General features: G+C 68.5%; 12 protein-coding genes and 1 riboswitch. Of the genes, 10 read left to right on the top strand and 2 right to left on the bottom strand.

The window, feature by feature from the left end; translation table 11 throughout:
* Positions 1-106 precede the first annotated feature (106 nt).
* The 3 genes from ACQPYY_RS20245 (at position 107) to ACQPYY_RS20235 (ending at position 4997) form a co-directional block, all read left to right on the top strand.
* Entirely contained in the window at positions 107-2014 is a 1908-nt protein-coding gene (locus tag ACQPYY_RS20245) for an acyl-CoA dehydrogenase family protein (RefSeq protein ID WP_433590563.1), read from the top strand.
* A 135-nt stretch (positions 2015-2149) separates the two neighbouring features.
* Positions 2150-4300, top strand: a complete 2151-nt coding sequence (locus ACQPYY_RS20240) for an MMPL family transporter (protein WP_433590562.1) — start codon at positions 2150-2152, stop codon at positions 4298-4300.
* A gap of 22 nt (positions 4301-4322) precedes the next feature.
* Positions 4323-4997, top strand: a complete 675-nt coding sequence (locus ACQPYY_RS20235) for a phosphatase PAP2 family protein (RefSeq protein ID WP_433590561.1) — start codon at positions 4323-4325, stop codon at positions 4995-4997.
* Here the strand turns inward: ACQPYY_RS20235 and ACQPYY_RS20230 are convergent.
* Together ACQPYY_RS20230 and ACQPYY_RS20225 are read right to left on the bottom strand one after the other, a co-directional pair.
* Complete coding sequence (locus ACQPYY_RS20230; RefSeq protein WP_433590560.1) at positions 4966-5859, bottom strand: nuclease-related domain-containing protein; 894 nt, start codon at positions 5857-5859, stop codon at positions 4966-4968. The two genes, ACQPYY_RS20235 and ACQPYY_RS20230, sit on opposite strands and share 32 nt — an antisense overlap.
* Before the next feature lie 83 nt (positions 5860-5942).
* Entirely contained in the window at positions 5943-7628 is a 1686-nt protein-coding gene (locus ACQPYY_RS20225; protein WP_433590559.1) for a GMC oxidoreductase, read from the bottom strand.
* A gap of 131 nt (positions 7629-7759) precedes the next feature.
* Between ACQPYY_RS20225 and ACQPYY_RS20220 the strand changes: the two genes are divergently transcribed.
* The 7 genes from ACQPYY_RS20220 (at position 7760) to gcvP (ending at position 14870) form a co-directional block, all read left to right on the top strand.
* Complete coding sequence (locus tag ACQPYY_RS20220; protein ID WP_379104067.1) at positions 7760-8377, top strand: CDP-alcohol phosphatidyltransferase family protein; 618 nt, start codon at positions 7760-7762, stop codon at positions 8375-8377.
* A 57-nt stretch (positions 8378-8434) separates the two neighbouring features.
* Entirely contained in the window at positions 8435-8839 is a 405-nt protein-coding gene (gene gcvH / locus ACQPYY_RS20215) for a glycine cleavage system protein GcvH (RefSeq protein WP_357278132.1), read from the top strand.
* A 186-nt stretch (positions 8840-9025) separates the two neighbouring features.
* The gene (gene garA / locus ACQPYY_RS20210; RefSeq protein ID WP_213555026.1) at positions 9026-9493 is read left to right on the top strand and encodes a glycogen accumulation regulator GarA; all 468 of its coding nucleotides are present in this window, start codon (positions 9026-9028) and stop codon (positions 9491-9493) included.
* A 44-nt stretch (positions 9494-9537) separates the two neighbouring features.
* Entirely contained in the window at positions 9538-10323 is a 786-nt protein-coding gene (ftsR, locus tag ACQPYY_RS20205; RefSeq protein WP_379104064.1) for a transcriptional regulator FtsR, read from the top strand.
* Between the two features lie 147 nt (positions 10324-10470).
* On the top strand, positions 10471-10944 hold the full coding sequence (locus tag ACQPYY_RS20200; protein WP_040807814.1) for a bifunctional nuclease family protein: 474 nt from the start codon (positions 10471-10473) through the stop codon (positions 10942-10944).
* A 205-nt stretch (positions 10945-11149) separates the two neighbouring features.
* A complete protein-coding gene (locus ACQPYY_RS20195; protein ID WP_357200843.1) occupies positions 11150-11716 on the top strand; it encodes a MerR family transcriptional regulator in 567 nt (188 codons plus the stop codon).
* Between the two features lie 51 nt (positions 11717-11767).
* A riboswitch (glycine riboswitch) is annotated at positions 11768-11863 on the top strand.
* A 160-nt stretch (positions 11864-12023) separates the two neighbouring features.
* Entirely contained in the window at positions 12024-14870 is a 2847-nt protein-coding gene (gene gcvP, locus ACQPYY_RS20190) for an aminomethyl-transferring glycine dehydrogenase (RefSeq protein ID WP_433590558.1), read from the top strand.
* Positions 14871-14907: the final 37 nt, after the last annotated feature.

Raw genomic sequence — 14907 nt, 5'->3', positions numbered from 1 at the left:
GGCAGACCCGGCGACTCGACGGCCACCTCATTGCTCACAGTAAGAAACGTACACGGGCGATCGAGATCACCAGGATGAGCACAGCCGTGGCAGTAGTGTTTTGGGCATGGCGACGAGCGGCGTTTCGATCTCCGAAGAGCTACGCACGGCACTCGACGGCCCCTGGCGGGAGGTTCGCCAACGGGCCCGGGCAGTCCTCGACGACGACCGCCTCTTCGGCGATCCGAGTCTCGATCTGAAGGCCGCGCGGGCACGCGTGCTGGACCAGATGGGGCTGGTCTCCTCCTTCGGCTGGGTCGAATCCGGCTTCCGCCACCCCGACGGCACCCCCGGCGACGCGGGCGCGGTTGTCACCGCGCTCGAGATGCTCGCCTACACGGACCTGTCGCTGTGGGTGAAAAGCGGTGTGCAGTGGGGACTTTTCGGCGGCGCGGTCGAGAACCTGGGCACCGAGCGGCACCGCGAGTACCTCGACGAGTTGATCCCGCTGCGCCTGCTCGGCTGCTTCGCCATGACCGAGACCGGTCACGGCAGCGATGTCGCCAACCTGGAGACCACCGCTACCTACGACCCGGCCACCCGGGAGTTCGTGGTGCACAGCCCGACTCCCTCGGCCCGCAAGGACTACATCGGCGGCGCGGCCGAACATGCCCGCATGGCAGCGGTTTTCGCGCAGCTGATCACCGGCGGGCAGGGCCAGGGCGTGCACTGCTTCCTGGTCCCCATCCGCGACGAGGCGGGCGGTGACCTGCCCGGCGTGACCACCTCCGACTGCGGCTACAAGGGCGGCCTGCCCGGTGTCGACAATGGCCGAATCCTGTTCGACCAGGTCCGGATTCCGCGCGAGAACCTGCTCAACCGGTATGCCGACGTGGCCGAGGACGGCACCTACAGCTCCGAGATCGAGAACCCCAGCCGCCGCTTCTTCACCACCCTGGGCACCCTGGTGCGCGGGCGGGTCAGCGTCGGCGGCGCGGCGGCCGCCGCGGCCCGGGTCGCGCTGAGCATCGCGGTCCGCTACGGCGAGCAGCGGCGGCAGTTCGCCGACCCCGACACCGGGGAGGAGACGGTGCTGATGGACTACCGCAGCCATCAGCGCCGCCTGCTGCCGCTGGTAGCCCGCTCCTACGCACTGGCTTTCGCGCAGAACGATCTCGTGTACCGCATGCATCTGGTGCAGACCGGGCAGGAGACCGACCCGCAAGCCCGGCGCGCGCTGGAGAACCGGGCCGCCGGACTCAAGGTGGCACAGACCCGCTTCGCCACCGCCGCCATTCAGGAATGTCGCGAAGCCTGCGGCGGCGCGGGCTATCTCACCGAGAACCGCCTGGTCAGCCTCAAGGCCGATACCGACGTCTTCACGACCTTCGAAGGCGACAATGTCGTCTTGACCCAGCTGGTCGCCAAGGATCTGCTGACCGCCTACGCCGACGAGGTCCGCGATCTCGACGCGCTCGGCTGGGTGAAGTTCGCCGCCACCATGGCCCGCGACGTGGTGCGTGAGCGATCCGGTGTGCGGCAGATGATTCAGCGCCTGCGCGACCGCGGCGACGACACCGTCGACGAGGGCGACCTGTCGCGGCGCTCGATCCAGTTGCAGCTGTTCGCCGATCGCGAGGACTACCTGGTCCGTACGGCCGGACACCGGTTGCGCGCCCGCGCGAAGGAGACCGGTCCGTTCGAGGCCTTCAACAACGCGCAGGACCACATCCTGGCCGCGGGGTCGGCGCACATCGAGCGCTTGGTGCTGGAGGCCTTCATCGACGGTATCGCCGGTATCGAGGATCCGGAGGCACGGGCGCTGGCCGACACGGTCTGCGATCTGTTCGTGTATTCGACCATCGAGCAGCACCAGGCCTGGTACATCATGCACCGGTTCATGTCGGTCGAGCGGGCCAAGTCGGTCCGGCGCGGGGTGAACGAACTCGTGGACCGGCTCCGGCCCCAGGCGCTCACCCTGGTCGAGGGCCTGGGCGTGCCGGAAGGCCTGCTGCGCGCCGCCATGCTGGGCTGAATCCTCGCACCGCACCGACCCTCACACACTGTCGTCATTCAGGATTTGATCGGAACCGTCCACCCGAATCGCAACGCCGCGAGGGGAAATCGTGATCCTGGGAAATCCACGGCCGCACACCGAGCGGGCCACACGATGATCGACACGTTGATCGCACCGGCACTGCGCAGGCCGAAATTGGTACTGGCCCTGGTCGCCATCGCGTTCGTGCTGTGCGGGGCGCTCGGCACACAGGCCGGCGCACGACTGTCCAACGGTGGCTTCGTCTCCACCCACTCCGAGTCCGCGCAGGTGGCCCGGGTGCTGGAACGCGACTACGGCAGGTCCGGCATGCAGCTGGTGCTCACCGTCGAATCGCCGCGCGGCGCACAGGATCCCGCGGCCGCGGCCCTCGGCAGGGACATCGCGCAACAGCTCCGGGGCGACTCGCGCGTCTCCGCGGTGGTCTCGCCCTGGACCGATCCGACGCTGACCAAGACGCTGCTCAGCAGGGACGGCACGATCGGGCTGATCGTGGCCGATGTGCGCGGCGACGAGAACACCTCGCCCGGCGCGGCCCGCGACCTGGCCGATGAGTTCACCGGCGCCCACGGCGACATCACCGTCCGGGCCGGGGGACAGGCCATGATCTGGAACGAGACGAGCGAGCAGACCCAGAAGGACCTGGGCCTGGCCGAGGCCATCGCGCTGCCGCTGACCTTCCTGCTGCTGGTGTGGTACCTCAGAAGCCTGGTGGCCGCGGCCATTCCGTTCGCCACCGGCGTGGTCGCCATCGCCGGGGCCAGCGCGGTGCTGTACCTGCTGACCTTCGTGATCGAGCTGTCGGTGTTCGCGCTCAACATCATCACCGCCCTCGGGCTGGCGCTGGCCGTGGACTACTCGCTGCTGATCATCGGCCGCTATCGGGAGGAGATCGCCGCCGGCCGCGACCGCACCGCGGCGCTCACCGTCGCCATGCGCCGCGGCGGCCGCGCGGTCGCCTTCTCCGGGATCACCGTGGGCATCGCCCTGATCGGAATGGTGTTCTTCCCCATGGGCTTCCTGCGGTCGATGGCCGCGGCCGGGCTGGCCGTGGTGGCGCTGTCCATCGTGCTCGCGCTGACCCTGGTGCCCGCCCTGCTGATGGTGCTCGGCGACCGCATCAACCGGAAACCGTTGCGCGAGGCCGCACCCGTCGAGGGCAGCGTGCTGTACCGGGTGGCGCGTGGCGTGCAGCGCCGCCCCGCCCTGTGCGCGCTGCCGGTGCTCGCGCTGCTGCTGATCCTGGGCGCGCCGATCGCGGATCTGAAGCTCGGGCTGCCCGACGATCGTGTGCTGCCCGCGACGCTGTCATCGCACCGGGTCGGTGATCTGCTGCGAAATCGGTTCGACGACAACGCGACCGGCGCGGTGCACATCATCGTGCGCGCGCCGGGCAACGACGTGAGCGCCTACGCGTCGGCGCTGTCGCGGGTGCCCGGCGTGGAAGCCGTCATCGCCCCGTCGGGCACCTACGCCCACGAGCGGATGATCGCCCCCGGCGCCGCCGCCGCGACCGGACCGGACTCCGTCCACCTCACCGTCGCCACCCGCCTGGACCCGTACTCCGACCGCGCCCAGCGCCAGCTCGACGCCTTGCGCGCGATCGACGCCCCCGCGCCGGCGCTGTTCGGCGGCGCGGCCCAGCAGACCGCGGACGCGGCCCACGGTGTCGCGCAAGGCGTCCCGAAGGCGCTGGCCTGGATCGGCATCGTCACCTTCGTGCTGCTGCTGTTGCTCACCGGCAGCGTGGTGCTGCCGCTGAAAGCCCTCGTCCTCAATGTGCTGTCGCTCTCGGCCACCTTCGGCGCGCTGGTCTGGATCTTCCAGGACGGCCATCTGGGCGGGCTCGGCACCGAGGCCACCGGATACACCATCGCCACCATGCCGGTGCTGCTGTTCTGCGTGGCCTTCGGACTGTCCATGGACTACGAGGTCTTCCTGCTGGCCCGCTTCACCGAGGAGTGGCGCCGTTCGGCGAAGACCCGCGCGGACAACGACACCGCGGTCGCGCTTGGCATCGCCCGCTCCGGCCGTATCGTGACCGCGGCGGCCCTGCTCATGGCCGTGGTCTTCGCCGGGATCGCCGCCAGCCAGGTCACCATGAACCGGATGCTGGGCGTGGGACTGGCGCTGGCGGTACTGCTGGACGCCACGCTGGTGCGCATGGTGCTGGTCCCGGCGTTCATGCGGGTCATGGGCACCGCGAACTGGTGGGCCCCGCCCCGGTCGCGGCCGCTGCTGGAACGGGCCGCGCTGCGGGACTGAGCGCGGCCGCTATCGTGCAGACGTGAGCAGACCGATCACCCCTGTCCCCGAGCTTCCGGCGGCCCGGCCCCATCCGGCCACGCTGCCCGCCGTGATCCTGGCGGGGGTGATCGTCACCCTGCTCGTGCCGCTGACCTTTCCGTCCGGTGGCGGCTCGACGAGCGCGGACCTGACCCTGGAGAACGGCATCCACTCGGCGCTCGACGCCCACACCTGGATTTACCGAGTGCTGGTGTTCCCCAGTAACAGTCCCGTCGTGCTGACCCTGCTGGCCCTGTCCGCCGCGTGGCTGGCCTACCGGCGGCTGTGGTGGCAGGCGGGTTTCGCGCTGATCGCCCCGGAACTGGTGGTGGCGGTCAATACCTATGCGCTCAAACCGTTCTGGGAACGCAAGCTCGAGCACTATCTGGCCTACCCCAGCGGGCATACCGTGCAGTTGGTCGCCGTGGTGACCGCGTTCGCGCTCGTGACCGAATCCGCGCGGGTGCTCCGGGGCACGGTGATCGTCATGGCGGTGGCGCTGCCCGCCGTCATGATCGGCATGGTCGGTCTCGGATACCACCATCCGACCGACGTGGTCGGCGGCACGGCGGCCGCCGTGGCGCTCGTGACCGCCCTCTACCTGCCGTGCCGCTACTTCTCGGCAACCACCGCGGGGCGGGTGGCTAATACAGCGACGCCGCCCCCGCCAGAATGAACCACACCACCCACAGGGCCGCGATGATGAAGCCCAGGGTGAGCATCACCCGCATTGCCCCGCGCCCCACCTCGATCCGGTCGCTGCGGCGCGGATAGAGCTTCCACGGGCTGAACCACGGCGACGGCATGACGAAACCCCGGCCCGCCGCGGCGTGCTCCTGCTCCAAGCGGGCCTGCTCCAAGGCGTAGGCCTCGGCCTGCGCCTGCTGGGGGCCACCGTGCCACAGGGTCGGATCCACCGGGCCCAGGAAGCCCTCGTTCAGCAGATCCTGCGGTGCGGGCAGGTACGGCAGGATCCCCAGGCCGCGGAACGCCCACGCCACGTCATTGGCCGACCACTGCGGGCGCCCCCGCGACAGCAGACCCGTGAAATGGTCGCGCAGCCGCCGCTCGTCGCCCAGCAGCACCTGGAAACTCGGATCGTTCCACAGCTGGGTGACCTTCAGATCCGACCCCGGCGGCGGCACCACCAGCACGATGCCGTGGATGACCCGCTGCCCGAGTCCCCGCTCGGCCAGCCAGGTCTGCAACGCGAAGGTGTGATCGCGGGACTTGTCCAGGGGGCTGCGCTTGTCGCCGCCCTCGAAGGTGACGATCCGGTCCCCGACCCGCCATGGGCCGTTGACCGGCACCTGCAGCTCGCCGTCGAGCCGCTCGGCCAGCGCCTCGGCCTCGATCACCACGCAGCTGGTCGGTGTCCACACCACCGCGTCGAAGGGATGCAGCTTATCGCCGTGGAACAGAGTGCAATTGACGGTCGCGACACCCTGGGGGTCGGTGCTGCCCTTCCAGGTTCGCAGCCAGTCGATCAGCACCCTTTCGGCGTGCGTGCCGGCGGCGTTCTGCACTCGGACGAGCATCGGCTCTCACCTTCCTCGTCGGATCGGTACCGCGAATGGTACGGGCACAACAGCCCAAACTACCGCCGGGCGCGCCGCCGCGCTCAGTTCCGGTGGTCCGCCGGGAAAATCGGCAGCCGCAACGCGCCCGGAGCGAACTCCGGCACCGCCCCGGACATCGGTGCGATTGGACTGATCCGACGGTACGCGGCGCCCAGCGGCGGCCGCGGATCGACCTCGTTTCGGTTGGGCCAGAACGCCATTGCGCGCTCGGCCTGCGCGGTGATGGTCAGCGACGGGTTCACGCCCAGGTTCGCCGTCACCGCCGAACCGTCGGCCACGTGCAGACCCGGATGGCCGTACACGCGCTGATACGGGTCCACCACACCGCTTTCCGGCCCCTCGCCGATGACGCAGCCGCCGATGTAGTGCGCGGTGGCGGGAATGTTGAACACGTCCATCGCCAGCATCTGCACATCGCCGTCGACGCGCTCGCCGAAGCGGCGGCCGACCTCGTGGGCCAGGGGGATCCAGGTCGGATTCGGCTTGCCCATGCCCTGTTTCGTCTTCAGCTGCCCCCAGCGCCGGAACGAGGTCAGCGAATTGTCCAGCGACTGCATCACCAGCAGGATGACCGAGCGCTCCGAGGCCCGCCGCGCGTTGAGGCTGCGCGCGAACACCACCGGATGCAGCACCATGGCCAGCAGGAAGCGCAGGAACCGGAACGCGCCGCCGTCGACGATCGGCACCGACAGCGGGAACAGGCCGTTCTGTCCCTTGCCGTAGTGACAGACCTCGACGTGGGTGTCGGGCTCGGGGTGGATGGAGGAGGTGATCGCGATGCCCTCGGCGAAATCGTCGCGGGACTTGCTCACCACATTGAGAATCGCCTCGGAGTTGGAGCGGGTCAGCTCACCCAGCCGCGGTGACAGGTTCGGCAGCACGCCCTCGTCGCGCATCTTGTGCAGCAGCTTCTGGGTGCCCAGCGCGGCCGCCGCGAACACCACCTGCTCGGCGGTGAACACCTTGCGGCCCTTGCGGACCCAGCGGTCCGACCGCTGCGTCTCGATGGCGTAGCCGCCGCCGGTCATGGGCCGCACCTTGGTGGCCGTGGTGAGTTCGAACACGTGCGCGCCGGCCTGCTCGGCCAGGTACAGGTAGTTCTTGGGGGTGGTGTTCTTGGCGTTGTGCGGGCAGCCGGTGAAGCAGCGCGCGCAGTGGATGCAGCCGTTGCGCCGCGGGCCCGCGCCGCCGAAGTAGGGGTCCTCGACCTCCTCGCCGGGGGCGGCCTCGTTGAAGAACACGCCGACCCGGGTGGGGTGGAAGGTGTCGCTCACGCCCAGATCGGCTGCCACCGAACGGATCACCTCGTCCGCCGGGGTCATGCGCGGGTTCTCGGTCACGCCGAGCATGCGCTGGGCCTGGTCGTAGTAGGGCGCGAGCTCGGAGCGCCAGTCGGTGATGTGGGCCCACTGGCGGTCGGTGTAGAAGGCCGGGAGCGGCTCGTAGAGGGTATTGCCGTAGATCAGCGACCCGCCGCCCACGCCCGCCGCGGAGAACACCGCGCACTTGCCCAGCACGCTGATCCGCTGGGTCCCGGTCAGGCCCAGGCGCGGGGCCCAGATCGCCTTGCGCACATTCCAGTTCGTCTTGGGGATGTCCTCGGCGTTCCAGCGGCGGCCGGACTCCAGCACCGCCACCCGGTAGCCCTTCTCGCTCAGGCGCAGCGCGCTCACGCTCCCCCCGAACCCGGAGCCGATAACGACGACGTCATAGTCGAAGTCGGGCATGGTCATTCCTCTCGCGGTCCCAACCAGATGTGAGAAGGATTGCACACAACTCTCTCACGGAGTAGGTCCGCGCCCGGCCCGGCGGCGTGCCCGGATGGTGATGGCGCGCCGATTGGGGTAGGACGGGGACTGTGACAACCGAGCGGAACGCCGAACCGGTGTACAGCGACCGCATCCTGACCGTGCCCAATGTCCTCAGCTTGGTGCGGCTGATCGGCGTGCCGGTGTTCCTGTGGCTGCTGCTGGTCGAGAAGGCCGACGGCTGGGCCTTCGCGCTGCTGGTCGCCAGCGGTTTCACCGACTTCCTCGACGGCAAGCTGGCCCGACTGTTGGATCAGTCGTCCAAATTGGGCGCGATCCTGGATCCGCTGGTCGACCGGCTCTACCTGCTGGCGACGCTGGGCGGCTTCCTGATTCGCGGCATCCTGCCCTGGTGGGTGGTGCTGATCCTGGTCGCCCGCGACGGCATCCTGACCCTCACCCTGGGCATCTACAAGCGCCGCGACCTGCCCCCGCCCGAGGTCATCTACCTGGGCAAGGCCGCCACCTTCGCGCTCATGTCGGCGCTGCCCTGGCTGCTGGCCGGGCAGATGGACTGGGCCGCCGCGGGTTTCGGCCGTGCCTTCGGTGGGGCATTCTTGATCTGGGGCACGGCGGTCTACGTCTGGACCGGAATCCTGTACCTCGGCAAAGCCCGCGCCGTGGCCCGAGCGATACCGCCCGTGCCACACCATGATCACTCCCGATAGGGTGTGCGACGGACGGATCGACGACGATCCCGAGAGGAACCGCCCGTTGAAAGGACACTGCCAGTGACCGCAGTACCCGAGGATTTGCGCTACTCCGAGGAGCACGAGTGGGTGAGCAAGGTGGGTCCGACCCGGGTGCGGGTGGGCATCACCGATTACGCGCAGTCGCAGTTGGGTGACGTCGTGTTCGTGCAGCTGCCCGCGGTGGACTCCGAGGCGCCGGCCGGTGAGAGCATCGCCGAGATCGAATCCACCAAGAGCGTGTCCGACATCTACGCCCCGCTGGCCGGGAAAGTCGTTGCGGTGAACGATCTTCTGGATGCCGAGCCAGAGACCGTCAACTCCGACGCTTACGGCGACGGGTGGCTGTTCGAGCTCGAGGTCGACTCCGCCGAGGCGCTCGAGGCGGGCCTGGGCAAGCTGCTCGATGCCGCAGGTTATCAAGGAGTTATCGGAGGCTGAAGCAGCCTTCACAGTTCTACCTGCACGGGTACGCCCTGGCAGGGTACGGTCAATGCCAACAGAAGTGCGCGCAACCGGTGCCCGGAATTTCCGGAACCCACCCGAGGCGGGGAGCGGCCGGAGCGCCGCATCGCTGAGGGCATCAATTGCTTGCATGGATTATTCGGTTCGAGGAGGAGAGCAAGGGTGAGCGAGAACAAGGACCCGGGTTACCAGGAAACGGCAGCAGAGACCACTTCGGTGTTCCGTGCCGACTTCCTGAACGAGGTCGACACGTCGCGCACCGAGCAGACCGGCGAGCAGCCGGTGCAGGGGGTGGAGGGTCTGCCCGCGGGCGCGGCCCTGCTGGTGGTCAAGCGTGGTCCGAATGCCGGTTCGCGCTTCCTGCTCGACCAGCCGACCACCTCGGCGGGACGCCATCCCGACAGCGACATCTTCCTGGACGATGTCACGGTCAGTCGTCGCCACGCGGAGTTCCGCCAGGACGACGACACCTTCCAGGTCGTCGACGTGGGCAGCCTCAATGGCACCTACGTCAACCGTGAGCCGGTGGACTCCTCGGAGCTGCAGAACGGCGACGAGGTCCAGATCGGCAAGTTCCGTCTGGTCTTCCTGACTGGTCCGCGACCGGCGACGAGCGACTCGGCGCTATAGGGCCGAGCGGAATGACTGGCGCAGCGCAGTGGACGCGCGGAGGCATGTCGATCGGCTCCGTGCTGGATCTCCTGCGTCCGGATTTTCCGGACATCACCATCTCCAAGATCCGATTCCTGGAATCGGAGGGCCTGATCAGCCCGGAGCGCACGCCCTCGGGATACCGCCGCTTCCATGTGGCGGATGTCGAGCGCCTGCGCTTCGTGCTGACCGCTCAGCGGGACCAGTACCTGCCGTTGAAGGTGATCAAGGAACAGCTCGAAGCGATCGACAGTGGTGCGGCGACGCTCGGAGTCCGGGAAGCGCGGGCCCGGGCGAACGCCGTGGGAGGCATCGTGCCCGAATCCCGAGGCATTCCGGAAACCCCGGATGCCTTGTCCGCCAACGGGAGCGGCCGGCTGCGCCGGTTGAACGCCGTGCCCGGTGAGGTGTCGCCCGAGGAACTCCGGTTCGATCACGAAATCCGGATCACCCGGGCGGATCTGCTCGATCAGGCCGGCATCGACGAGAAGTTCCTCACCGAGCTGATCCGGGCCAACCTGATCACCCCCGGCGCCGCCGGGTACTTCGACGGCGACGCCGTCACTCTCGCTCGCACCGCCAAGGCGCTGAGCGAATTCGGTTTGGAGGCAAGGCATCTGCGCGCCTTCAAGCTGGCCGCGGATCGTGAGGCCGCCATGGTGGCCCAGATCGCCGCGCCCATCGCCAAGAGCCGCGACGCCGACGCCCGCGCTCGCGCCGAGGAGACGGTCCGGGAATTGGCCGCACTGTCGCTGACGCTGCACACCTGCCTCGTGAAGACCTCGGTGCGCGCTTCCCTCGGAGGCTGAAATCTTCGCCTAGACTCGGTAATACAGCCGGGTTGGGCGGCCTGGTGAGGATCTGGGAGGCAGTGCCGTGAGTGAGCGAAGCGAGCGAACCAATAAACACAGCGCGCCTTCGCGCATGGTCGTGGCGAGCGCTAGCGAGGCACGGCCATGAGCGAAATGCGTGTGATCGGCATCCGTGTCGAACAGCCACAGAATCAGCCCGTGCTGCTGCTGCGTGAGGTGTCCGGGGACCGGTACCTACCGATCTGGATCGGGCAGGCCGAGGCCACCGCGATCGTGCTGGAACAGGAGGGCGTCACGCCCATCCGCCCGCTCACCCACGACCTGATCAAGATCCTGATCAAGGAGCTGGGCCACACCCTCAAAGAGGTGCGGATCGTGGATCTGCAGGAGGGCACCTTCTACGCCGACCTGGTCTTCGAGAACGATCTGCGCATCTCCGCGCGGCCCTCGGACTCGGTCGCCATCGCGTTGCGGGTGGGCTGCCCGATCTATGCCGAGGAGCCGGTGCTCGAGGAGGCCGGGCTGGTCATGCCCGACGAGCGCGAGGACGAAGTCGAGAAGTTCAAGGAGTTTCTCGAATCGGTATCTCCGGATGACTTCAAAGCCACGGACAGCTGACCAACTGCTGACCGGGCAAAGCATCCGAAATGAGACATTTCCTTGTCTCTACCTCAGGTTTAGGGTGAGAAACACGCACTCGGTCATGCTTTAACGGTGCCGATTTTGCGGCCACAATCAGGGGAGTAGCCTCGATTGTTAGGCCAACGCTCCAGAGTCGATGACGAGCCCAGCCCTGATAGGCACGCAGTAAGGGAGTAAGTCAGTGGGAGATCAACCGCAACCTCGGGATGTGGTGCAGCCAGGGCTGTTCCCCGATGACACGGTGCCCGACGAACTCGTCGGTTACCGTGTGCCCAGCGCGTGCCAGGTGGCCGGAATCACTTACCGGCAGCTCGACTACTGGGCCCGCACCGGACTGGTCGTCCCCTCCATCCGCAGCGCCACCGGATCCGGTAGCCAGCGGCTGTACTCGTTCAAGGACATCCTGGTCCTCAAGATCGTCAAGCGGTTGCTCGACGCGGGCATCTCGCTACAGAACATCCGCATCGCCGTGGACCACCTGCGCAGTCGCGGTGTCGAGGATCTCGCCGGAATCACGCTGTTCAGCGACGGGACCACGGTCTACGAATGCTCCTCCGCCGAAGAGGTGGTCGATTTACTGCAGGGTGGCCAGGGCGTGTTCGGCATCGCCGTCAGCGGCGCCATGCGCGAGCTCACCGGAGCAATCGCCAACTTCCCGGCCGAGCGCGCGGAGACCGCGTCCGCCACGGATCGCCCCGAGGACGAGCTCTCGTTCCGGCGCAAGGCGCGGATGAGCAAGACCGGTTAGTCCGGTCGGCAACATTCTTGTAACCTGCGGCCGCTTAGACTGGCAGTGCGTCGCAGCCGTGCGGGAGAGTTCCGGGGATAGTCTCGGACGCCGAAGGAGCAGCACCTCCCCGTCAATCTCTCAGGCACAAGGGACCGTGCGGAGTTTCGACGCCTCTGGAAAGTGATGGCCGCGTGCCGTCCGCCCATGGTGAAAGGTCACCGGTCGCCGGACCGGGGTCCGAATCTCTCAGGCATCGAGGACAGAGGGGGAGGGCAGACGACACGTCGACCCCGTGGTCGACCCCCGCCCACCCCTTGGAGCAGCCGTGATCTGGACTCGATCCTTCGCCGACCGCCACATCGGCCCCGACAGCGGCGAAACCGGCCGCATCCTCGAGACCGTGGGCGTCGAGTCGCTGGACGAACTCGCCACCAGGGCCGTGCCCGCCAGCATCCTGGACGCCCCCGAGGGCAATGGCCTCACCGTGCTGCCCGACGCCGTCTCCGAACACGACGCGCTGGCCGAGCTTGCGGCACTGGCCAATTCGAACACCGTCGCCACCTCCATGATCGGGCTCGGGTACTACGACACCCTCACCCCGCCGGTGCTGCTGCGCAACCTCGTCGAGAACCCGGCCTGGTACACCGCCTACACGCCCTACCAGCCCGAGATCAGCCAGGGCCGCCTCGAAGCGCTGCTCAACTTCCAGACCATGGTCGGCGATCTCACCGGCATGGAGGTCGCCAACGCGTCCATGCTCGACGAGGCCACCGCCGCCGCCGAGGTCATGACCCTGCTGCAGCGGGCCAACCGCAAGTCCACGTCGCAGCGGCTGCTCATCGACACCGACCTGTTCCCGCAGACCCGCACCCTGCTTTACACCCGCGCCGAGCCGCTGGGCCTCGAGATCGTGGAGGCCGACCTGGCCGACGGCGGGCTGCCCGACGGCGACTTCTTCGGCGTGATCGTGCAGCAGCCGGGCGCGTCCGGCCGGATCGTGGACTGGGCTCCGGTCATCGAGGCCGCCCACGAGCGCGGTGCGCTGGTCGCGGTGGGTGCGGACCTGCTCGCGCTGACCCTCATCACCCCGCCCGGCGAGCTAGGCGCGGACGCCTGTTTCGGCACCACGCAGCGCTTCGGCGTGCCGCTGGGCTTCGGCGGGCCGCACGCGGGCTACCTCGCCGTGCACACCGCGCACGCGCGGCAGCTGCCCGGCCGTCTGGTCGGCGTGTCCGTCGACGCCGACGGCAACCTCGCCTACCGGCTCGCGCTGCAGACCCGTGAGCAGCACATCCGCCGTGAGAAGGCGACCTCGAACATCTGCACCGCGCAGGTGCTGCTGGCCATCCTGGCCGGCATGTACGCCTCCTATCACGGCGCCGACGGGCTGCGGTCGATCGCGCGCCGCGTGCACGGGCACGCGCAGTGGCTGGCCGCCGGCCTCGGCGACGCGGTCGTGCACCAGACCTACTTCGACACCGTCCTGGTGAACGTGCCCGGCGGCGCGGAATCCATCGTGGCCAAGGCGAAGGGTGAGGGCATCAACCTGCGTCTCGTCGACGCCGACCACGTGGCCATCGCCTGCGACGAGGTCACCACCGACACCCACGTGGTCGCCGTGCTCGACTGCTTCGGCGCGGAGGTCCCGGTCGGCCCCGAGGGCGCGCTCTTCCACGGCAGGCAGCGCCCGCACATCGAGGTCCGCACCTCCGAGTACCTGACCGCGCCCGCGTTCACCAAGTACCGCACCGAGACCGCCATGCTGCGCTACCTGCGCGCGCTCTCGGACAAGGACATCGCGTTGGACCGCAGCATGATTCCGCTCGGCTCCTGCACCATGAAGCTCAACGCGGCCGCCGAGATGGAAGCCATCACCTGGCCCGGCTTCAACCGGGTGCACCCGTACGCGCCGGTCGAGGACGCGCCCGGCCTGATCAAAGTGATCGAGGACCTCGAGGGCTGGCTGTGCGCGGTCACCGGCTACGACCGGGTTTCCTTGCAGCCCAACGCCGGTAGCCAGGGCGAGTACGCGGGCTTGCTCGCGATCCGCCGCTACCACCTGGATCGCGGTGACTCGCACCGGGATACGTGCCTGATCCCGTCCAGCGCGCACGGCACCAACGCCGCCTCCGCGGCCATGGTCGGCATGCGGGTGGAGATCGTGAAGACCAGCCCCAACGGCGATATCGACCTCGACGACCTGCGCGCCAAGATCGCCGATCATGCCGAGCGGCTGGCCTGCATCATGATCACCTACCCGTCCACGCACGGCGTGTACGAGCACGAGGTGGCCGAACTGTGCGGCCTGGTGCACGAGGCGGGCGGCCAGGTGTACGTCGACGGCGCGAACCTCAACGCCCTGGTCGGCCTGGCCCGTCCGGGCAAGTTCGGCGGCGACGTCAGCCACCTGAACCTGCACAAGACCTTCTGCATCCCGCACGGCGGCGGCGGTCCCGGCGTCGGCCCGGTCGCGGTGCGCGAGCACCTGGCCCAGTACCTGCCCGGCGACCCGCTGGTGAAGGGCTCGCACGCGGTGTCGGCGGCCATGTACGGGTCGGCGTCGATTCTCCCGATCACCTGGGCCTACATCCGCATGATGGGCGCCGACGGCCTGCGCCGCGCCACCCTCACCGCCATCGCCTCCGCCAATTACATTGCGCGCAAGCTGGACCCGCACTTCCCGGTCCTCTACACCGGCGATAACGGCATGGTCGCCCACGAGTGCATCCTGGACCTGCGCGAGATCACCAAGCGCACCGGCGTCACCGTCGACGACGTCGCCAAGCGCCTGGCGGACTACGGCTTCCACGCCCCCACCATGAGCTTCCCCGTCGCCGGCACCCTCATGGTGGAGCCCACCGAGAGCGAGAACCTCGAAGAGCTCGATGCTTTCATCGCGGCCATGATCGCCATCAAGGGCGAGATCGACCAGGTCGAAGCCGGTGTCTGGCCCGTCGAGGACAACCCTCTCCGCGGCGCTCCCCACACCGCCGAATGCCTGGTCGGCGACTGGAACCACCCCTACACCCGCGAAACCGCCGTCTACCCGATGGGCGTCAAGCACACCCGCGCCAAGGTCTGGCCGTCTGTCCGCCGCATCGACGGCGCCTACGGCGACCGCAACCTGGTGTGCTCCTGCCCGCCGATGGACTCCTATATCGACGCGGAGTGATTCGCCGTAGCTGAACTGGCAAGCGCCCCATCGGTTT

Source organism: Nocardia sp. CA-145437, assembly GCF_050956485.1.
Taxonomy (GTDB): domain Bacteria; phylum Actinomycetota; class Actinomycetes; order Mycobacteriales; family Mycobacteriaceae; genus Nocardia.
This window is presented reverse-complemented; position numbering and strand designations above follow the sequence as displayed.

What these genes read in the sequence shown, in the direction of transcription:
- ACQPYY_RS20240 (WP_433590562.1), top strand. Translation starts at nt 2,150, where the DNA reads ATGATCGACACGTTGATCGCACCGGCACTGCGCAGGCCGAAATTGGTA.
- ACQPYY_RS20245 (WP_433590563.1), top strand. Translation starts at nt 107, where the DNA reads ATGGCGACGAGCGGCGTTTCGATCTCCGAAGAGCTACGCACGGCACTC.
- ACQPYY_RS20230 (WP_433590560.1), bottom strand. Translation starts at nt 5,859, where the DNA reads ATGCTCGTCCGAGTGCAGAACGCCGCCGGCACGCACGCCGAAAGGGTG.
- ACQPYY_RS20225 (WP_433590559.1), bottom strand. Translation starts at nt 7,628, where the DNA reads ATGCCCGACTTCGACTATGACGTCGTCGTTATCGGCTCCGGGTTCGGG.
- ftsR (WP_379104064.1), top strand. Translation starts at nt 9,538, where the DNA reads ATGTCGATCGGCTCCGTGCTGGATCTCCTGCGTCCGGATTTTCCGGAC.
- ACQPYY_RS20200 (WP_040807814.1), top strand. Translation starts at nt 10,471, where the DNA reads ATGAGCGAAATGCGTGTGATCGGCATCCGTGTCGAACAGCCACAGAAT.